Source organism: Nocardia gamkensis NBRC 108242, assembly GCF_001612985.1.
GTDB lineage: Bacteria > Actinomycetota > Actinomycetes > Mycobacteriales > Mycobacteriaceae > Nocardia > Nocardia gamkensis.
The window spans coordinates 13,219-32,517 of record NZ_BDBM01000049.1 but is presented as its reverse complement, the minus strand read 5'-3'; the positions used below and the strand labels follow the sequence as shown (position 1 = coordinate 32,517).

Sequence of the window (19,299 nt, the reverse complement as noted above, 5' to 3'; positions counted from 1 at the left end):
GGGCCCGCCGTTGCAGCGCGTCCCGGCGCGGACCGTCCCCGGCGACGACCAACCGCGCCTCGACACCCGCCTCCCGCAACGCGCCGATCGCCTCGATGCTGCGATCCACCCGTTTCTCGACCGACAACCGGCCGCAGTGCACCAGCAGCGGATGACCCGGCACGCCGAGGTCGGCGCGCAGCCTGCGATCGCGCCGGTGCGGGTTGAACAGCTCGAGGTCCACCCCGAGCGGGACCAGCTCCACGTTCGCCGCGCCGATGCGCTGGAACTCCTCGCGGGCGAACTCGGTGGTGCACACGACCATGTCGTAGTCGGTGGCGGTGTGCCGGTTGGCCACGTCGGCGCAGCGCCGCGCCAGCGGACCGGGCAGCACCTGACCGAGCAGCCGGTCGAGCCGCTCGTGCGAGATCATCACGCCGGTCACCTCGCGCCGCCGCGCCCAGCGGCCGAAGCCGCGCAGTGTCAGCCGGTCGGACACCTCGAGCACGTCGGGCCGCAATCCGTCCAGGACATCGGCCACCCGGCGTGGATCCGCCGCACGGTAGCCACCGGTCCACGGAATGGCCAACGCGGGCAGCGTGATCCGCGCGACCCCGGTGGGCAGGATCTCCTCCGACCGGCGCGGACCCGGCACGATCAGTACCACGTCGTGTCCGGCGGCGACGTATCCCTCTCCCAGATGGTGCAGCGCCGTGCGCAGCCCACCCGAACGCGGGCCGTAGAAGTTCGCAAGCTGAACTATGCGCACGCGGCCGATCGTGCAGCGCATCGGGGCACCCGTGCCCAACGGTGCGTGAACGGGCGTGGAAGACCCGGATAACCGGCGGCTGCGGCCGTGATCTCAGTGCGCGGGCAACCCGCGCCCGGCCCGGGGCAGATCCAGATCGAGCGGGATGCGGCCCGCGGTGAGGTGCGTTTCGACCTGCTCGGCGGGCATCGGCTTGGCGATCAGGAAGCCCTGCGCGCGGTAGCAGCCGAGACCGACCAGGGTGCGCGCGGCGACCGCCGTCTCGACGCCCTCGCCGACGACGCCGAGCCCGAACGAGCCGGCCAGGCCGATGATGGATTTCACGATGGCCAGATCGTCGGTGCTGGCGCCGAGCCGCTGCACGAACCCCCGATCGATCTTCACCGCGTCCACCGGCAGCGCCTTCAGATGCGACAGCGAGCTGTAACCGGTGCCGAAGTCGTCGATGGCGATCTGCACACCCATCCGCTTCAGTCCGCGCAGCGTGACCTGGGTCCGGGCCAGGTCCTGCACCACGACGTGCTCGGTGATCTCCAGGCACACCGAGCTGCCATCGATGCCGAACAGGCGAAGGATGTCCTCGATGCGCTCGACGAAGTCGAGGCTGACCAGCTGCACCGGCGACACGTTGATCCGCATCACCACGTTGCCCGCCAGGCCGCGCCTGCGCCATTCGGCGAACTGCGCGCACGCCGAACGGATCACCCAGCGCCCCAGCTCGCCGGCCAGGTTGGTGGCCTCGGCGACGGTGACGAACGCGGCGGGCGGCAGCAGCCCCCTGGTCGGGTGCAGCCAGCGGACCAGCGCCTCCAGTGCCACGATGCGGCCCGTGCGCAGATCCACCTCGGGCTGATAGTGCAGCAGCAGCGAGCCGTCCGACACCGCGCCGCGCAGATTGAGCTCCACGTCGTCCTGGAGTTCGAATTGCGCGCGCATGGTGTCGGTGAACACCGCGACGCCGTTGCCGCCGCCCGATTTCGCCGACAACAAGGCGTGATCGGCGCGGCGCAGCACGTCGGCGACGGTGGTCTCACCGGGGAAGCCGAGCGCTACGCCGACGCTCGCGCCCCGGCTGACCGACTCGCCGCCGACGGTGACGCGGCGGGCGATCAACTGCTGGATGCGGTTCGCCTCGTATTCGGCGGCCACCGCGTCCATGGGCTTGGCGGGCACGATGACGAATTCGTCGCCGCCCAGTCGGGCGATCATGTCGTTCGGGTCCAGGTTCTCCCGCAACCGCGTCGACAACGTACGGATGAAGTTGTCCCCGGCGGTGTGGCCGAGGAAATCGTTGAGGGCCTTCAAGCGGTCCAGGTCGAGGAAGAAGGCGGCCACCGGGCCGGGACTGCCGGAGCGTAATCGCTCCTCCATGTGCTCGAGCAGCGCACGCCGATTCGCCAGGCCGGTCAAATCGTCGTGCAGCGCGATATATCGGAGACGTTCCTCCGCGACCACCCGCGCCTGTAGCTGCGCGAACAGCGCCGCGATGGCTTTCAGCACGTTGATTTCACGAGTGCTCCACTCGCGATCGCCGGACTTGACGAAGCCGAGCACGCCGGTCGGCTCGCCCCGCGACAGCAGCGGCACGGCGGCCGAGGTCACCCCCACGATGCCGGACCCGCGGCGGACGGTCTCCTGGTAATCGGCGAACTCCGGGGTCGGGCGCGCGACCATGGGCTCGGTCGCGTTCTCCAGCGCACTGAACACGGGATCGGCCCCGTCGAAGTAGATCACGCCGAGCGGGTCGGGATCGGGGACGTTCTGCCGGTGCGGCCATTCCGCGACGAGCACGGTTGCCCGGCGTTCGCGGTCGGTGTGTCGCACGTAGCTGAAATCCACGTCGAAGTACTCGACCAGTTGAGCGAGCACGCGTTCGGTGGCGGCGACCATGGTCGTGGCGTCCACACCCATGAGCTCAGAGGCGACCTGGGTCACCAACGAGTCGAGTGTCCGCCGTGGCACATTGTCTCCGATCGCGCTAACTACTGGTGTCCACACCGAGCACCGGACGCCGCCTGCTGCGTACGGTGGCGGCGGAGGCGTAGCTCAGGCGAAGCACCAACGCCATGGTCTCATGCTCAGGCACTTCCAGCAGGTCCAGGAAACGGCCCTGAAGTGACGCTAGTGTATCCGCGAAGTCGGGGGAAATCGCAGCAAGTTCGCCGTGGCGTCGGGCGTAGAGGTATACGGGTGAAATCGGTTGCACACTCAATCCGAGGCGCTCGGCCTGCACCCAAACCCGCGCGACCGCCGCTCCGGCCGCGGCGTAGTCGGTCAATCGCGGATGGATCCCGTCGAATGTCACCGCCAGAATGGCGGAGCTGGAGCGCACCCGGTCACCGGTGTATTTGCCCAGCGCCGAACCACCGGCCCAGGACCGCAACTGCGCCATGACGTCGGCTCGGGTAGTGATCTCGAATGCCGCCCACTCGTCGTCGGTCAGCTCCAGGCTGCGCGCGTCGATTCCGGTCTCCGGGTCGTCGTCGGAGGCCCAGCGGACCTCGGCGAGCATTTCCTCGTATAAGCGCGGCGTGAGATAGCGGATTCGATCGGAATCGCCCAGCAAACGTGCAGCTTCTTCGATGTCCTGTCGATCCATGACCGCGCGCACGTGCGCCCCGGCCGATTCGGCGACCGCTGTGAGCGTGTCGAGTACGCCGTCGGCAGGCCCCGCCCCGGTGCCGATCCTTCGGTTGGTCTCGCGGCGCAGTACCGCGGGATAGTCGGCGGCCAGTTCGGCACTGCGGCCGTCTCCCAGTCGCAGGCGGGCGATGAGACGACCGGACCCCGGCGGGCCCTCGACGAACTCGTGCGGCCCGAGAATCCCGTGCGCGGCGGCGGCGACCCGCGCGTTGTACACGGCCGCGCCGAGCGCGACGGCGCTGCCGCGATAGCCGATGTCCATCGCCGTGCTGTGCTGCGGCGCCAGTTCGATGGAGATCTCCCCTGCCTCGGCGCGCAGCGACCACGGCTGCATGTTTCCCCCGGACGGCGCACGTTGGGCGCAGGCCAGGACGCTTTCGACGGGTCCGGCGACGGGCTCGGGCGGCGCCTCGGCCCACACCGGCTCGTCGTTCGGCGGAGGGTCGGCCAGCTCGTCGAGATGCCGCTCCACATCGACCCGGACGCGACCGGAAGCCAGCTTCATCCCCAGTCCGATGCGCCGTACCGCGGCGACCACGCTCGCGGCGCCGAGGGTGACGTCACCGGCCAGCTGCGGCCAGCTGGTCACCGTCTCGCCGACTTCGACCAGGCTCGCACCCAGCCTCGGCGACAGGCCGGCGGCGCCGAGCAACTTCACCACGAACGGCGCCTTCTCGCGCGAGGTCAGCCCGCGCAGATCCTGCGCGCGAACCTCGCCGAGCAATCCGTGAAACGCCGGACGCCCCGGTTCGAGATCGAAACGCTCGACGTCCAGCAAACCGCGGTCACTGGTTTCCATCAGCACCGGAATGCGATGCCTGGCCGCCGCCTCGCGAATCACCAGTTTCATATCGAGAGAATCGCATTCCTCGACCACGATCACGAGGCCGTCCAAGAATTCGTCCACCGAATTCTCGTCGACACCGTCAGCGAAGATCTCCACCGGAAGATAGGGATCCAACTCGGCGATACGGCGGGCGGTCACCACCGCTTTGTTGACGCCGATGTCGAACAGCGTTCCCGCCACCCGGTTGAGATTCGACAATTCGATTTCGTCCAGATCGGCCAAGCGCAGCCCGCCGCAAACGCCCTCGAGGGCGAGCAGTTGCGCGATCGCGTTTCCCGCGCTTTGTCCGATTATCCCGATGGTGCCTTCGGCCAGACGCTCCTGTTCGGCACCGGTCAATTTGTTCCGATTGCGATCCAGCCGAATCGACCGGAAAGTACGCGGCCCCGGCAATCCGACCACCGCGGCGCGCCACGGATAGTAGATCCAGCGATCCGCTTCGGGCCCTTCCCGGAAATCCGGCGCGGCGACCATCTTGCGACGCTCGGCGCGCAACGACTCACGCAGGTCGCGGAACTCGACGTGCGGGTAGTCGCGCAGGCCCGCGAGGGTCCGCGCATCCGCCGGATCGGCCGGGTCGAGGATCAGCGGCCGGTATTCCGCCACTCGGTTCCGGTCATCGCCCATGGCCGCGCCGGCCCTCCGTCGCCCGGCCTGCCCCGCACCGCGTGTCGAGCGGACGCGCGGTGGGCAAGCCGAGCGCGTCCTGCTCGGCTCGGGTCGCGGACCGCTGGGATTCCTCGGCGAACGCGCCATAGCTTCGCGTGTCCCACCACAGCGGAACGGTTCGGTAGCGCTCGTCCGGATACGGCACCGCCGGGATGCGCTCGGCCGCGACCGCACCGCACGCCTCGTGCCGGGACACGGTGAAGGAGGCCACCGTCGCGAAGCCGTACCGTGCGCCGAGCAGGCGCGCGCCGTGCAGCACGGTGCGCGAGATCGCGGCACCGAGTTCGGCGCGGCGGGCCGCGTCGCGGGCGACCCATGCCCCCTTGGCCTCGACCACGCCGTGCGGTATCCGGTCGGCGATCATCCGCCGCAAGTCCTCCGCGCCCGGATGACCGGCCCATTCGACCAGCGCGTGCGCCTGCCGAGCATCGGTATACGGCCCTTGCATCCGCGTTCCGGCGACCATGTCGCCGTCGGCGTCGAGCGCGGCGAAGAACAGCGACGTCGACGCACCGTCGGCGACGGCGTCGTATTCGAGCGCCTGTTCGACTCCGAATCGCCGGTAAACGTCGCGCGCCCCGTTCAGATACCGGTGCCAGAGTTCCGGCTGATCACTCGGTTCGGAGACAAAGAACGCACACTCGGATTGCGCGTCGTAATACCGTTGCACTCCCCGTCCACGGGAGTTCCTCGGCACGACTGCAATCAGATCCACAGTCATGTTGTTCCACTCCATCGCCGCGCTGCCCTGCGCGATAGTCCAGCCCGATGCAGCCCCCCACGGCCCCGAGCCGAGACGAAGTTGCCCAGGGCAGTATCCGTCATCGGACAGGAATTGACCAGCCGTCCGGCTAATCTTCCGAAAACTCTGCGGTACATGCGATATTTTTGCAGGTCAAACCCGGCGCAATCGCAATCGCAAATAACGTGGAGACCAGTCGGTTCGGGGCTAGTTACTGTTTAGCAAGCTAAACGAGGATGGAAATGAACAACTCGACCGATTCCGGCCCGTGCCAGATCTCGATCTCCTCGCGGTAAGCCCGGGTGATCTCGGCGGACGCCGTCGCGTCATCTACCTGCGCCCAGACGTCCTCGACGGGATCGTGATAGTCGCCATTCGGCGCGAAACGGGCATAAACGCCTTTGGGCACCCGCACCAAGACGTCGCCCACCGGCACAGCGTCCGGGGACGGGTACTCGAAGCAGACCACCGCGTTGTAGTTCCCGGCCGGATCCGGCACGTACACCGTGTACATCGGATGGTCGTCGCCGGCCCGGTCGCGCAGCCGGTCCTTGAGGAAATCGATCAGGTCGCTGTTGCTGACCTTGAAGCTCGGGCGCACCCGCGGCACCACCAGCCCGCCGTAGATCGCCTCGGCGCGCACCACGATCGCATAGCTCATCGCGCGTCGACCGCCAGATACAGATCGATCTTGTAGGCGTGCGGGTAGCACTCGAAATCGCCGGTGTAGGTCCGTTTGATCTGGTTGTGCTCCTCGGCATAGGCGATCTGCGTCCACAGGTCGGTCATCACCTGCGGGAAGTTGCCGACCGAGGAGAACCGGGCGTAGGCCCCGCGCGGCAGCCGAGCGACCAGGTGCCCGCGGGTGACCTCGTCGAACGACGCGCACTGATAGCCGACGATCTGTGTGTTGTAAGTGCCCAGCTCGCCGGTGTAATCGGTGTAGGCGCTGGCCAGCGGGCCGCCGAGTTCCTGGTGCAACACCGCGGCCCAGGCGGCCTCCAGATCACGGTCACGCAGTTCCCCGAGCGCACGTTTGGGGCTGCGCACCGGCAGCCCGGCAACCCACGTCTCGTCCCGCTCGACGATTTCAAACTGCATGGAAAGACTCTTTCGGAGAAAGCCGGAGGTGAACCACCGCGTCCGGTCGGTCGGAATCGCCATGCTACCAACCCGGACCGGGTGGTACCGATCACACATCGCCCCCCACGACCGCGCGATCACCCCGCTGAACTGGACAGATGTCCGAAGCGGTACGGTCCGGACGGACCCGATCGGCGGCCGACGGCACCGGCGGGTCGCGCTGATGCATAGTGGGCATGATCGTCCGGTTCGCCCCTCGGGCACCCCCGAACGGAGTTCTGATGAACGAGACGCCGATCTCCGACCGGCACCGCCACGCCGCGCCCGAGCACGCCCGCGAGCACGCCGCCGACCCGAACAACCGGTACTGACATGTGCCGGACCATCGCCGAACTCGACGCGGCGGTCGCCGACTGCTTCGCCTGCCCGCGTCTGGTGGCCTGGCGAGAGCTCGTCGCGAGACAGAAGCGCGCTGCCTTCCGCGACCAGACCTATTGGGGCCGCCCGGTCCCCGGCTTCGGCCCGGCGGACGCGCGGATGCTGATCGTCGGACTCGCGCCCGCCGCGCACGGCGGCAACCGGACCGGACGGATGTTCACCGGCGACCGTAGCGGCGACGTGCTCTACGCGGCGCTGCACGCGGTCGGCCTGGCCAACCAGCCGACCGCGATCAGCCTCGACGACGGCCTGCGACTGGACGGCGTGCGGATCACCGCTCCGGTGCATTGCGCGCCACCGGACAACAAGCCGACGCCCGAGGAACGGGATCGCTGCGCCCACTGGCTGGATACCGAGTTGCGGTTGCTGACGCCCACCGTCCGGTCGGTGGTGGTACTGGGCGCGTTCGGCTGGCAAGCCTTGCTCCCGGTACTGGCACGGGCGGGCTGGGTGGTGCCGCGCCCGCGCCCGCGCTTCGCCCACGGCGCGCACGTGGAACTGGCCGCGACCGACGCCGAGCGGTACCCGCTGCACCTGTTCGGCTGCTATCACGTCAGCCAGCAGAACACCTTCACCGGACGACTCACTCCGGCCATGCTCGAGGCGGTACTCGCCGACGCGGCCGAAACCGCCGGGCTCGAGGTACGGCGAAGCCACGCACCGCGCGGGTGATCGCTCCCGCATCGCCGCTGTCGCGCGATTCAGACGTGATCGACCAGGGCCGGGTGACCCGCTTCATGGGCGCAGTGCGCGCAGCAGAAGTACTCTCCCCGCGCCTCCACCCCATGGCCGAGGATGCGGCAGGAACAGTGCGTGCACGTGGGCGCCATGGCGTTGATCGCGCACTCGAAGCTGTCGAAGGTGGCTGACTCGCCGTCGCGGGTGATGGTGAACGTCTTGTCGTACTCGTTTCCGCAGGTTTCGCAGGTGGCCATCTGGTCTCACCGGTCCTCTCGCGTCGAATGGACTAGCGCGTCGCAGTTCGCGGTACCCAGCGCCGTCGTCGCAAAACGAATCGGGAAACCTCAGGTCAGGCGCAGCGCTTGGACCGGGCAACTGTCCACGACGAGTTCGAGCAGCTCCCGTTCGGTCGGCGCGACCGTGTCCGCGGGCACGACGATTCCGTCCTCGCCGACCCGGAACAGCTCCGGAGCCAGCGCTTCGCACATGCCATGGCCCGCGCACACGATGCGGTCGGCGACGATTCTCATCAGCCGATCCGCTCCAACCGGAGGGGCAGGCCGTCGGCGGGCACCGGTCCGGTCCCGGCGACCAGCGGTAGCTCGTAGCCGTCCGGCACGCTCCAGCGATACCGCAACAACATCTGGTGCACCACGGCTTTGACCGTCATGCCGCCGAAGTAGAGGCCGATGCACTTGTGCGCCCCGCCGCCGAAGGGCGCCCACGCGAAGCGGTGCGATCTGTCCTCACGGCGGTGGTCGGCGAAACGTTCCGGATCGAATGTGTCGGCGTCGTGCCAGTACTCCTCGTTGCGCATGAGCCCGTATGTCCCGCACAGGATGAACGTCCCCTTCGGCAGGTAGTAACCGAGGATGTCGGTGTCGGCGATGGTTTCGCGGACCTGCTGAGCCACCGGCGAGTAGACCCGCAGCGCCTCCTTGAACGCGAGGTCGAGCGAGGGCAGGCGGTCGAGATCGTCGTAGTCCGGCGCGAGCTTGCCCAGCGCGACGGATTCCGCGCGCAGCCGCTCCTGCCATTCCGGATGCCTGCCAAGCTCGTAGACGAGCATGGACGCCGCGATGGTGCTGGTGTCGTGAGCGGCCATCATCACGAAGATCATGTGCTCGACCACCTCGTCGTCGGTGAAGGTCTCGCCCTCCGCGGTGCTCGCCCGGCACAGCACGCTGAACAGATCGTTGCCGTCGCCCGCGCGCTTGGCGGGCAGTTCGCGGCGGAAGTGCTCCTCCAGCGCCCGGCGCCCGCGCACGCCGCGGGCCCACACCCCGCCCGGCACGTTCGCCCGGATCAGCGCGGCCCCACCGCGCACCGCGTCCTCGAAGGCGCGCTCCAGCCGGGCGGCGTCCGCGCTGGGTTCCGCGCCCGCGAAGACCTCGGTGGCCTGCTGGAGCAGCAGCTTCTTGATCGCGCGGTAGACGCGGAAGTCGTCGGCCGGCTCCCACTGCGCGATGCCGCGGGTGATCCGCGGCGTGGTCATGTCGAGGTAGCCGATCAACCGCGGCCGCGTGAAAGCCTGCTGCATGACGCGCCGGTGGAAGAGGTGGTCGTCGAAATCGCGCAGCAGCAAGCCGCCTCGGAAGAACGGGCCGATCAGCCACTCCCAACCGCGTTGCGCCGACAACACCTTGTTCCGGTCCAGCATCACCGCCTCGTACCCCTCCGGGCTGCCGAAGGTGACCATCCGCCTGCCGAGCATGCCGAACCACTGCACCGGACCGAAGCGATCGAAGCGGGTACGCGCGAATCCGATCGGATCGGCCAAGGCGTGCACGGTGTACCCGATACCGGGAAGCCCGAAGTCGCCGAGCACCGGTTTCAGTCCGCTACCCTGCGGCGGATCGGCCAGCGGCCGCACCGGTGCCGGGTAACGCGCGACCGCCCGCGCGGCCGCCCGCTGCGCATGCCACGCCCAGGTGGTCCGCGCTCGGCGGATCGCGCCGGAGACCTCATCGAACGACTGGGGCACAAGCAGACTCATGGCCGTCTTCCCTTCGCGACACTGCGGTAGTCCGACGATAGAGGAAACATACGTTTCCGTAAACGTTTGTTTCCCAATTTTGACTGTGCCAAGCTTGCGAGGTGACCCGAACCGTCAGCGGCACCTACCGCGGAGCCTCCGCGGCCGAGCGCCGTGAGGACCGGCGCAGGCGGTTGCTCGACGCCGCCCTCGACATCATCGGCACTCAGGGACTGTCGGCGTTGACCGTGCGCGGGGTCTGCGAACAGGCCAAAGTCGGCCCGCGCTTCTTCTACGAAGCGTTTCCCGACCGCGACGCGCTCGCCTCCGTCGTGCTGGTGGAGATCCAGCAGGCGGCACTCGACCGGGCGAAGGCCGCCATCGCCGAGACCGCGGGCACGCCCGCCGACCGGATCCGCGCCGGGGTCGCGGCCCTCATCGTGGAACTCACCGACGATCCGCGGCGGGCGAAGGTGGCCTTCGCCCAGACCTACGGCGACGAGGCGCTCATGCGCAGCAGGTTCGCGGGCATGCGCCAGGTCGCCGACGTCATCATCGAGCAGACGCGCCTGGTGCTCGAATTGCCCGAAGGTCAGGACACCGCCATCGCCGCGACCTCCCAGCTGATCACCGGCGGCGCGGCCGAACTGGTCATGGTCTGGCTGGACGGCGGACTCGACGTCGACCGGGACGGATTGATCGCGCTGCTCGGCGATTTCACCGTGGCGATGCTCGATCGGCTGCCCGCGGTCGCCGCGCGACTGTCCGGCCTCACACCAGATTCCTGATCAACGACGACATCAGCGGCTCGCGCAACCCGGGCAGCGCGGCGAAGTCGCCCGCGACGACGCGGTTGGTCGCCAAGGAGACGACCGCGCCGATCACCGCCTCGCCCGCCAGCCGCTGATGCGGCCGGGCCGCGCCGAGCGCCGCGGCGAATCCGTCCACCAGAGCGGCCTGGGCCGCCAGCCGCCGCTCGAGCACGGACCTGCCCGCCGCGTACACCTCGACCAGAAAGACCTTCGCGACCTGCGGTTCCTGCGCGAGGGTGGAGAAGTACGCGTCGAGTGCACGGTCTATCCGCTCCAGCGGCGTTCCGTCGGCCGCGAGCGCTCCCGCGATCCGGGTCATCACGATCTCCACGGCCATGTCGTAGGCGGCGAGGAAGCACGCCTCCTTGTTCGCGAAATGCTGATAGAAGGTCATCCGCGACACCTCGGCCCGTTTCAGCACGTCGGCCACCGTCGCCGCCGCGTAGCCCCTGTCCGCGGCCGCCTCGATCATCGCCACCAGCATGCGGGCCCGCTGCGCGGCCACCACGTCTTCCGGCGCGATGCCGTGATTACCGCCGTGCAGTTTCCCGCCCGCCCGCGCTTTCAGCAACGATCCTCGCTCCACGTACCGATGCTAGGCCGGTCACGGTCCCGCGCATACCGCGGCGACGATGCGCGGGAATCGGACCGCGAACGGTCCCGGCGGGGCACAATGGCCGTCCGAGAGTGCTCGATTCGACGAAGAAGGAGCGTGATCGACAGTGCTGGGCAGACAGCCGGCGGGACGAAGCGCCCTGGTCGCGGCGCTGTGCTTCGGCGGGTTCGCCGCGTCGGCGGCCCCGGCGACGGCGGATGAACCCGCGTTCGTGAACATCGGAGTGGTCTACACCTTCGGCGATATCTGCTACGGCGAAGGCCGGGCAGGCGTCTCCTCACCCACCGGAACACCCGGTGCGGCCCGTTTCGGCATCAGCTTCGTCAATCAGACCCCGGTGGACACGCCGTGCGCCTTCACCGCGTTCGCCAACTGGCGCAACCTCGACACCGGCGCCGCGGGCACCGTGGCCGTCCCCATCCGCGACGACACGGCTGGGAACCAGCCACCGGGAACCGTCTTCGCCGCCCTGCCCACCGGCCCCGGCCGCGTACAGGTCGACGTGACAACCGACTACCCGCACCTGGCGGCCCCGCCGGTCGAGATCAAGATCAACTGAGGTTCGATTCCGCCCACCGCGCCGCATCCCTGGCGCTGCGTCGGTTTCCGCCAGTAGGCTGCGTTCCGAGCGCCTCGAGTCGGCGCGACGCAAAAGGGGGGATACACGGATGTCCGTGTCGGAAAAGCGCATTGATCTCGATACTCGCCGCGGGGATCTCCGGCGGATGCTGGTCACCGGTCTCATCGCAGGCACGTTGGCGACCTCCGCGTGCGGTGGCGGGTCAGGTCCGAAGAATCCCGCGCACCCGGTTCCGTCACCCCTCCCGACGCCGACTTCCAGCAGTCAGGCGATCAGCAGCGAGAATCTGGGCTACCTGTGGCCGCTCACCGTCGACCACGGCACCCTGGAATGCCGGCCCAGTGACCTCGCCGTGTTCATCGCCCCCGACGGCACCGCCTACGCGCTCAACGACAACGCCTCCACCGCCGGAATCGCGAACATCGAACCCCTTCGCGCCACCGGTGCCGGAGGCGACAAGATCAGCCTCGGAGCCATGCGTAGCAAAACCCTCGCGCTCTGCCGTCTTTCCGGCTGACGACTGGCAGCTTTCCTCGGCCCCTCGCAGCCTCTTCGCGCGGACGCGGGTGGCCGCATCACCCGCTGAACGTCGCGGCTCAGGCGTTCACGGCTGCCCGAGTCGATACGGAGAGTGGAATCTCGGGTCGCGCTTCAGCTTCATCAGCGTGCGCGCGCTGATCTCCTGCGGCGTGTACTTCTTGCCATCGATCTCGACGGTCCAGTCGGTGCCGATGCGAGACCATGATGACGACCATCGCACAGCAGGGATATCCAGTCGTGTACGAGCGGCCGAATCCGAGGACATAGCGGCGCTCGGCGGATCCGCCGACGAAAGCGGGTGATGGCGGTGCGCGCGCCGTGCCCGGCTCCTAGACTGGGGAATTGCGGCACGGTCGACCGTCGAAGCGCCGCGGCAGCTTCGCGATCGGCGCAACTCGAAGTCCCGATCCAGCGAGGGCCGGTGCATCCGGCCCGCCCCATGCAGGAGGGCCGCATGCCCGACTCGTTCCATCTGCGCGTCTGCCTGGTCGGCCCAGGTTGCCTTTGCCCAACGGTGACGCTGTTCCTCGCACCGGAGCCGCTGATCCCCGGTGGCAATATGCTGCACCTACTCGAGCAGACCCCGCTCTCCACCGACACCGGCGCACTGACCCCCGACGCCGAGGTGATCGACCTGGTCGAGAACGAACCGGCAGCCGGGGACCCAGGGTTACGTCCCGAACTGCACGAGTTCCGTACCGGCCGCCCCGACCCCCATCAGGTCCACGACATCCTGCACGACCACCACATCACCGACGCCGCGCCGATCGGCTTGGACATCACCGACCCCACCGAACTGACCCGCCTGGCCCTGCTCCCCGAACACCCCATCGGCTACCGCCGCATCGACGACTTCCAGCAGGAAGCGACCGCCCGCGCCATGCTCGCGGTCTACCGCCTCTTCGAGGTGGACCAGCGAGTCCGCCTGATGTACCACGGCTTCGCCGACCCCGCCACCGGCTGGTTCGCCCTGCGCAGCGCCACTGCTTGAGCCACCGGGCCGCTCTGCCCGACACGGGTGCACGGCATCAAAGCCACCTGGCATTCAGCGTTTGTTTTTGCGCTGGTTGGCATTGAAGCGCGCCTTCTTCTGACGATTCCCGCACGTGTTCATGTCGCACCACTTGCGGGTGCGACTCTGGCTGGTGTCGAAGAAGGCGGCTCGGCAGGTCGGCGATGCGCACAGGGCCAATTTTCCGTCTCGTTCGCCTGCGATGATGCTGATCGCGTCGGCGGCGATCACGCCTAGGGCATCTTCCACGCAGGAAGCCGAGCCGAGTCGCCATCGACGACTGCCCTCGGGCGTCAGGATGGCCGCCGCCCGACCCGCCATGCTGCGGTCATTGATGACTCGGACAGCAGACGCAGGCAGAGGGTCATGAATCGCGGCCGCTGTCGCGGCGGCGTGAATCGATTCCCTCAGTTCCCGGGCGAGTTCGAGCTGAGCGGTGGTGCAGGAGTCCACGGCCAAGCCGTTCACGACCAGCCAGTCGACGAGGCGCTGCGGCGTGGGAATGCGTTCCACCGGGTCGCCATGACGCTCCGACAGAGTCCCCGTGAAGCTGGTCGCCAGCACGTTACCGAGGCGAAAGTCAGGAGGCCCAGCAGGCATGGAACCACCTTAGCTGGTTGCAGCCCGACGCGGAGCCATGTTAGAACCGTCTTAGCCGGTTCTCGATATGCCGTAGCCGGTTCCGCGATGACCAGGAGGTCTCATGCCCGCACTCGGCCACCTCGATCCGGTTTTCCCGCCCGACCCCGTCGGTGTGCAAGCATTCGAAGCCCACGCGAGTGACGCCGACCTCGCCGATCTGCGCGCGCGACTAGCCGCGGCGCGGCTACCGGAGGCCGAGACGGTCTATCGCGCCGCCCCCGACCCTCGCCGATGGGACCAGGGCGTTCCTCTCGCCGACCTCGTCGACGTCGTGGACTACTGGCGCACCGGGTACAACTGGCGGTCGTTCGAAGAGCGTCTCAACCGAATCGGCCAATTCCGCACGACCATCGACGATCTGGGAATCCACTTCCTGCACCGCCGATCCGCGCGCGCGGACGCCACTCCTCTGATCTTGACGCACGGCTGGCCGGACAGCATTGCTCGGTTCATCGATGTAGTAGACGAGCTGGCAGATCCGAAAGACGCGGACGCGCCGGCGTTCCACGTCGTGGTTCCGTCGCTACCAGGCTTCGGTTACAGCGACAAGCCGGCCACCACCGGGTGGGGAACCGAAAAGATCGCGGCCGCATGGGTGGAACTGATGGGAAGGCTCGGCTACAGCAAGTTCGCGGCCCACGGCGGCGACTGGGGAGGCAATATCACCACGGTTCTCGGCGGCAGGTTCCCGGCGCACGTTCTCGGCATCCACACGACATTCGCGCAGGCCCCGCCCGGGTTGACAACGGACGGGCTGACGGCGGTGGAGCGCGAATGGATCGAGGAAACCCGCGACTTCTGGAACGGATCGTCGACGCGCCACCGCGCGGCCTACGCGAAGCAGCAGGCGACCCGGCCCCAGACCATCGGCTACTCGCTCGTCGACTCACCGGTCGGGCTACTCGCCTGGATCCTCGACAAGTTCGCCGAGTGGAGCGATACCGAAGACAGCCCGTTCGAGACGATTTCCAGAGACCGCATCCTCGACAACGTCACCCTGTATTGGCTGACACGGACGGGCGCGTCATCGGCCCGAATCTACTACGAGAGCCACAACTCGCTCGACCCCGAACTTCGGGTCGACGTCCCCTCGGCACTCACTATGTATCCCCGCGACATCGAGAAGTGTCCGCGCCCTTGGGCACAGCAGCGGTACCGACAGATCGTCCGATGGAGGTCACCCGAAACCGGGGGCCATTTCCCGTCGCTGGAGGTCCCCGAGTATTTCGTCAAGGACCTGCAAGAAGGCCTCGCAGCAGTGCTGGCCGCTAATCGGTGAACGCGGCCGTGCCCGGAATCGGTCCGAGGATCTGAGCTGCGCCAAATGCTCGGCCCGGCGAGCGTTTACGTCCTACCTGCCCGAAGCGCGCCGCCCATGAGGCCCTGGACGGCTCGACGACGAACAACACACAACCACCGTGATGTTGTTCGCGCGATGCCACACAACGACGAAGCCGCAGGTCGATGACCTGCGGCTTCGCCAGTGAGTGGGCTTCCTGAGGCGACAGTCAAACAACGAAACCCCTGGTCAGGCACTTGTACAGGTGGTGGCCGATGCCGAGCATGATGTACGAGACGGGGTGCCACCAAGAGGTTTGACTACCGCCTCACCGAAGCGGATGCGCCGGCTGTCCGAAGAGGAGCGGAAATCGCTGGCACAGGACTACCGCAGTGGAATGACGGTGTACGAGCTGGCAACGAAGTTCGGGATCGACCGGAGCACTGTGAGCAACCATCTGGCGTAAGGATGCGGGATACGCAGGGGAGGGATAGATAGCAGGCGCCCGTGCATGTTTCGCCACCACACTGCCCCACGCCGTAGGCTCACCGAGGACGTTCGTCGTCTGGCGCGTGCTCCGAGCCAACGACGAGCCAGGCAACAGACACGGAGGGCCGACTTGCTGGATCTCGATTCGTTGGATTGGCAAACCTTTGAAGCGCTTGCCATCATGCTGCTACGGCGCGAATCGTACAAGGTAACCTCACGGCCAGCACCCGGCCGCCAAGGCTTCGATAGCGGAGTCGATGTAGTTGCAAACTCTCCCAATGATGAGCAAACATTTGTAATCATCAAACATTGGCGCCATGCTCGGACTGCCAACTCTCAAGCGCGACACACAGTTAACGCTGCCACCCGGCTTCGCGAACAATTCCCCGAAGCAAACGTTCTGCTCATCACTTCTGCTGATCTCACCCGCGCGTTCGACGCAATTCTGCATGTGCATGGCGTAACTTTGTGGGATCGGGCCTATGTCCAGCACCTTTTATCAGTTCATGCTGATATTGCATCAATAGTTGCGAAGAAAGCACGGGACAGAGATCTCAACGACCTACTGCGCGAACCGGAAGAACCGCCAGTCGCATCGCTGGAAAGTCGTGTTACGGCAGAGCTTGCCGCCATTCCTCCTGGGCGGGAGAAGTGGAAACTATACGAGGACACGGCTGCAAAGGTCCTTACAGAGATCTACGTGCAGTACTTAGATCCTCCCGTACTCCAAAGTCGCACTGACGACGACCTCGATATAATGGACGCCATTTTCGACATACCCTACACCGACTCGCCCTGGTCACAAGTACGCACTACATATAAAACTCATTTCGTTGTCGCGGAGTTCAAAAACTACGCCGACAGCGTCGGTCCACCGCAGGTGCGACAGTTGGATGAGTATCTGTGGCCAGAGGCATTCCGCATGTTCGGGATACTTGTTTCTCGAAAAGGGCCGAACGATCAGGCCCTCGCCGCACGGAGAAAAGCGTGGCTCCGTCAGAAGAAAGTTATTGTCTTTTTGGACGACGACTCTCTCGTAGAGATGGCACGGTTAGTAGACGATGGCCGCGACCCTTACAGGTTGATACACGAACAATTGATGGATTTTTTCCGAGCACTGACACCATGACTAATGGACATAGGATAAATTCTATCCGTAGCTGGGAAATCGAGAGCCAAGCACGATACCCCGTTGCCGGATTGATTCTTTATGCTCACCGCGGTTCTCGGCTGCAATCGCCAGATCAGCCCGATCCCTTGCAGCTTTCAACGACGTATTCACCGCGTCGCGCGCAGAGTACGTGAGGTAGCTCGACAAATCGCCACCATGCCCCGCAGGATCCTGGACGCTAAGGCTGTTGTGATTATGATCGAAAAATATGCGAAGTGCCGTGCGGCTATTTGTACCCAATGTCGCGAACGTTCGGGCAGCCAGCATCTCCATGTGAAAAGATGACAGACGTGCGCTGTGCGCTCTATTCCACTGCTTCGCAATCACGACAAACCTTTTAAGATTTCCCCCAAGCTCGCTATTTCGCCTGTACATGTACTGCTCGTGCTCAATCGGATTGGTCGTAAGCCATTTCCCGGAGCCGTCGGGTATACCGTACGCACCGGATGTATATTTAATAACTGCGGCGACATCCACCTCTAATCCGTCCGAGTAGAACAGCCGAACTGCCTGCCCACGAGCACCCACTTTCTTCACTGTCGACGTAGCATTAAGGCTATTACGCACACGGTATAGAAAGTCGCTTGAATCGTACTGATACTTGCTCGCCCACAGATCACTATCCACAGCAAGGTGAACCAGCAAATCGATATCCTCGAACGGCTTACTCGCCGTGTGACGCCCGAGTGAGCCGATCACCTTTGTCGACTGATACCGCATCGTCGAGGTCGCCGGGAAGGCTATCTTCAGAACATCAACAACTTTTTCCTTGCGCTCCTTAACTCGAAGCGTAACACTTTCATCCTCCTTGATTGCCGTATAAAAATCATTGAACGCTTGCGCTGTTGTCAGTGCCATTTCTATCTACACCTTTCTATTCATGCCTGGTTAAGTTGATCAGCGGCTGTGTGCATCGCAGCCTCGTTCCGCTTCCGTGTGATCTTGTATATGAAGTCGGGCACCTGTGGCGCGTTTCTACGGAGATCGAAGATTCTCTCCTGCCATACCAGCAGATCTTGCGAATCGACCGGCTGATTGCTGCCACCCAATCTGGTTTCAATTGTCATTGCTAAGTCTCGCCGATCCTTAGCTGCGCGACGAATGCTTCTCCAATATTCCCAAACATCAAGAAAAGCTGGCAGCAGCGGCAGCATCGCACCGAGCAAGAACGCCGACAGAGACAGTTTCAGCACGAGGCTCGCAACTATCAGCACAACGATCCAAACTGTCAATGTGACCACCCAAACCCGGGCAGTCATATTAAGAAGACGATCCGAATACGACGCATTCGCGCGCTGACATACCGCAACTGTCTTGAGGCCGGACTGATTGACATCAATCGGATACCAATCGTTAAGATTTCCTTTCCTGGCGCGGTCAGCTATTTTTCCGTCAGGCCCCGCAAGGCTTGCGATATCCTCCAGCGAGGGCAGGGTTGAGCGAATTCCAGTCGTAGGCATGCCGAAGACCGTGAAATCGAACCTTTCCTGTACCGATGCCGCACGTTCGACCGTTTTTTGCTCAAGCTGGAAGAGCGCAGTGCGACCGATAAATATCCACCCACCCGCGACTGCCCCGGCGACGACCGCCAGGTTGGGCCAAATGACAGCAATGGGCGGTGCAGCTAGCGCAATCACCAACATGCCGAGCCAACGGAGAGCCAGCCAGCGCTTCGACTGAGAATACAGCTTTCGCTGTGCCAAGAGCAGGCGCAGTGCGTCTCTGCTGTTCTGTCGGTCACCTATCTCCCTCCCGCTGGGAGGTGTGTACTCTGTTGCGCCTACCGCCATATCTACGATTGCCCACCTTTCCGTTTCCAGTAAGTATCTACTTCTGCGTGCCGCACCACCAGGCACGATCTCGTTTGCTGCATCTTCGCATGAGGCACCGACACGTTCCAGAGGAATATAGTCCGACCAGTTGGTATATCTAGCCGGTCAATAGGAGGCTCCGTCAGAGACCATCGAAAGAGGTGATCTAGCAACAGCCGCCGACGCATCAGGCTGCAGCGTCAAGCCTGTGTGCTCGGCTTCCTGGCGATGCCAACGCTCGTGCCGCTGCAGCTGCGCCATAATCGCGAAACGTTCGGTTTCTTCGTCACCAAGACGGCCGATGATGCCATCCAGTTTGTCATAGATTCCATTGATCTCGCTCTTATCAGCTTTCTTTTGGAGCTCGGCTTCGATTTTGTCAACGCGCTTATCCATATAATCGTAGAGTTATGCAACCTGGTTATTGAATTGCTCTTCGGTCATATACTTCTATTATATGGAATTCGAATATCTAGATCACTCCCGAAGGCTCAGACAGTATGTGCAGCGGTAAGCCGGTC

Annotated in this window: 23 protein-coding genes; 8 read left to right on the top strand and 15 right to left on the bottom strand. The window is 65.3% G+C overall.

Features of this window, described 5'->3' with window-relative positions:
- From NG1_RS28635 to NG1_RS28610, 6 genes are all read right to left on the bottom strand, one after another.
- Positions 1–748 (bottom strand): glycosyltransferase (locus tag NG1_RS28635; protein WP_062975950.1); only part of this gene is annotated, 748 nt, incomplete at its 3' end.
- 93 nt (positions 749–841) lie between these two features.
- The gene (locus tag NG1_RS28630) at positions 842–2,659 is read right to left on the bottom strand and encodes a putative bifunctional diguanylate cyclase/phosphodiesterase (RefSeq protein WP_062975931.1); all 1,818 of its coding nucleotides are present in this window, start codon (positions 2,657–2,659) and stop codon (positions 842–844) included.
- Between the two features lie 67 nt (positions 2,660–2,726).
- Positions 2,727–4,865 carry an Rv1355c family protein gene (locus NG1_RS28625; protein ID WP_062975929.1) on the bottom strand — a complete coding sequence of 713 codons (2,139 nt, stop codon included), beginning with the start codon at positions 4,863–4,865 and terminating at the stop codon, positions 2,727–2,729.
- A complete protein-coding gene (locus tag NG1_RS28620) occupies positions 4,855–5,628 on the bottom strand; it encodes a hypothetical protein (RefSeq protein ID WP_174554924.1) in 774 nt (257 codons plus the stop codon). The genes NG1_RS28625 and NG1_RS28620 overlap by 11 nt, the downstream gene beginning before the upstream one ends.
- 247 nt (positions 5,629–5,875) lie before the next feature.
- A complete protein-coding gene (locus tag NG1_RS28615; RefSeq protein WP_062975927.1) occupies positions 5,876–6,310 on the bottom strand; it encodes an effector binding domain-containing protein in 435 nt (144 codons plus the stop codon).
- A complete protein-coding gene (locus tag NG1_RS28610) occupies positions 6,307–6,750 on the bottom strand; it encodes a GyrI-like domain-containing protein (RefSeq protein ID WP_062975946.1) in 444 nt (147 codons plus the stop codon). The genes NG1_RS28615 and NG1_RS28610 overlap by 4 nt, the downstream gene beginning before the upstream one ends.
- A gap of 354 nt (positions 6,751–7,104) precedes the next feature.
- Here NG1_RS28610 and NG1_RS28605 point away from each other — a divergent pair, with 354 nt between their 5' ends.
- Positions 7,105–7,842: a uracil-DNA glycosylase gene (locus tag NG1_RS28605; RefSeq protein WP_062975925.1), complete on the top strand. Its 738-nt coding sequence runs from the start codon at positions 7,105–7,107 to the stop codon at positions 7,840–7,842.
- 29 nt (positions 7,843–7,871) lie between these two features.
- Here NG1_RS28605 and NG1_RS28600 read toward each other — a convergent pair whose 3' ends face one another.
- From NG1_RS28600 to NG1_RS28590, 3 genes are all read right to left on the bottom strand, one after another.
- Positions 7,872–8,105, bottom strand: coding sequence for a metallothionein (locus tag NG1_RS28600; RefSeq protein ID WP_062975923.1), 234 nt, complete (start codon positions 8,103–8,105; stop codon positions 7,872–7,874).
- Between the two features lie 90 nt (positions 8,106–8,195).
- The gene (locus tag NG1_RS28595) at positions 8,196–8,381 is read right to left on the bottom strand and encodes a ferredoxin (protein WP_063910464.1); all 186 of its coding nucleotides are present in this window, start codon (positions 8,379–8,381) and stop codon (positions 8,196–8,198) included.
- Positions 8,381–9,847 (bottom strand): cytochrome P450, encoded by a 1,467-nt coding sequence (locus tag NG1_RS28590; RefSeq protein WP_084499261.1) that lies wholly within the window; start codon positions 9,845–9,847, stop codon positions 8,381–8,383. Before NG1_RS28590 ends, NG1_RS28595 begins: the two co-directional genes overlap by 1 nt.
- Before the next feature lie 101 nt (positions 9,848–9,948).
- Between NG1_RS28590 and NG1_RS28585 the strand changes: the two genes are divergently transcribed.
- A complete protein-coding gene (locus NG1_RS28585) occupies positions 9,949–10,614 on the top strand; it encodes a TetR/AcrR family transcriptional regulator (protein ID WP_062975921.1) in 666 nt (221 codons plus the stop codon).
- Here the strand turns inward: NG1_RS28585 and NG1_RS28580 are convergent.
- A complete protein-coding gene (locus NG1_RS28580; protein WP_084499260.1) occupies positions 10,598–11,224 on the bottom strand; it encodes a TetR/AcrR family transcriptional regulator in 627 nt (208 codons plus the stop codon). The two genes, NG1_RS28585 and NG1_RS28580, sit on opposite strands and share 17 nt — an antisense overlap.
- Before the next feature lie 136 nt (positions 11,225–11,360).
- On the opposite strand from NG1_RS28580, the gene NG1_RS28575 reads away from it, so the two are divergent.
- Both NG1_RS28575 and NG1_RS28570 read left to right on the top strand, forming a co-directional pair.
- Positions 11,361–11,813: a hypothetical protein gene (locus tag NG1_RS28575; protein WP_062975920.1), complete on the top strand. Its 453-nt coding sequence runs from the start codon at positions 11,361–11,363 to the stop codon at positions 11,811–11,813.
- Positions 11,814–11,922: 109 nt separating this feature from the next.
- A complete protein-coding gene (locus tag NG1_RS28570) occupies positions 11,923–12,351 on the top strand; it encodes a DUF2511 domain-containing protein (RefSeq protein WP_245660103.1) in 429 nt (142 codons plus the stop codon).
- An 87-nt stretch (positions 12,352–12,438) separates the two neighbouring features.
- Here NG1_RS28570 and NG1_RS37100 read toward each other — a convergent pair whose 3' ends face one another.
- The gene (locus NG1_RS37100) at positions 12,439–12,594 is read right to left on the bottom strand and encodes a hypothetical protein (RefSeq protein ID WP_157114284.1); all 156 of its coding nucleotides are present in this window, start codon (positions 12,592–12,594) and stop codon (positions 12,439–12,441) included.
- A gap of 234 nt (positions 12,595–12,828) precedes the next feature.
- Here NG1_RS37100 and NG1_RS28565 point away from each other — a divergent pair, with 234 nt between their 5' ends.
- Entirely contained in the window at positions 12,829–13,365 is a 537-nt protein-coding gene (locus NG1_RS28565; RefSeq protein WP_062975938.1) for a hypothetical protein, read from the top strand.
- 54 nt (positions 13,366–13,419) lie between these two features.
- On the opposite strand, the gene NG1_RS28560 is transcribed toward NG1_RS28565, so the two are convergent.
- A complete protein-coding gene (locus NG1_RS28560) occupies positions 13,420–13,986 on the bottom strand; it encodes a CGNR zinc finger domain-containing protein (protein ID WP_062975916.1) in 567 nt (188 codons plus the stop codon).
- Positions 13,987–14,089: 103 nt separating this feature from the next.
- Between NG1_RS28560 and NG1_RS28555 the strand changes: the two genes are divergently transcribed.
- From NG1_RS28555 to NG1_RS36000, 3 genes are all read left to right on the top strand, one after another.
- Complete coding sequence (locus NG1_RS28555; RefSeq protein ID WP_062975906.1) at positions 14,090–15,307, top strand: epoxide hydrolase family protein; 1,218 nt, start codon at positions 14,090–14,092, stop codon at positions 15,305–15,307.
- 340 nt (positions 15,308–15,647) lie between these two features.
- Positions 15,648–15,773: a helix-turn-helix domain-containing protein gene (locus tag NG1_RS39125; protein WP_084499259.1), complete on the top strand. Its 126-nt coding sequence runs from the start codon at positions 15,648–15,650 to the stop codon at positions 15,771–15,773.
- A gap of 153 nt (positions 15,774–15,926) precedes the next feature.
- Positions 15,927–16,925: a restriction endonuclease gene (locus NG1_RS36000; RefSeq protein WP_168434057.1), complete on the top strand. Its 999-nt coding sequence runs from the start codon at positions 15,927–15,929 to the stop codon at positions 16,923–16,925.
- Positions 16,926–16,946: 21 nt separating this feature from the next.
- Here the strand turns inward: NG1_RS36000 and NG1_RS37090 are convergent, their stop codons facing one another.
- From NG1_RS37090 to NG1_RS28550, 3 genes are all read right to left on the bottom strand, one after another.
- Positions 16,947–17,825: an SMODS domain-containing nucleotidyltransferase gene (locus tag NG1_RS37090; protein ID WP_157114282.1), complete on the bottom strand. Its 879-nt coding sequence runs from the start codon at positions 17,823–17,825 to the stop codon at positions 16,947–16,949.
- Positions 17,826–17,845: 20 nt separating this feature from the next.
- Complete coding sequence (locus tag NG1_RS37085) at positions 17,846–18,757, bottom strand: S-4TM family putative pore-forming effector (protein WP_168434058.1); 912 nt, start codon at positions 18,755–18,757, stop codon at positions 17,846–17,848.
- A gap of 147 nt (positions 18,758–18,904) precedes the next feature.
- Positions 18,905–19,174, bottom strand: coding sequence for a hypothetical protein (locus NG1_RS28550; RefSeq protein ID WP_062975904.1), 270 nt, complete (start codon positions 19,172–19,174; stop codon positions 18,905–18,907).
- Positions 19,175–19,299: the final 125 nt, after the last annotated feature.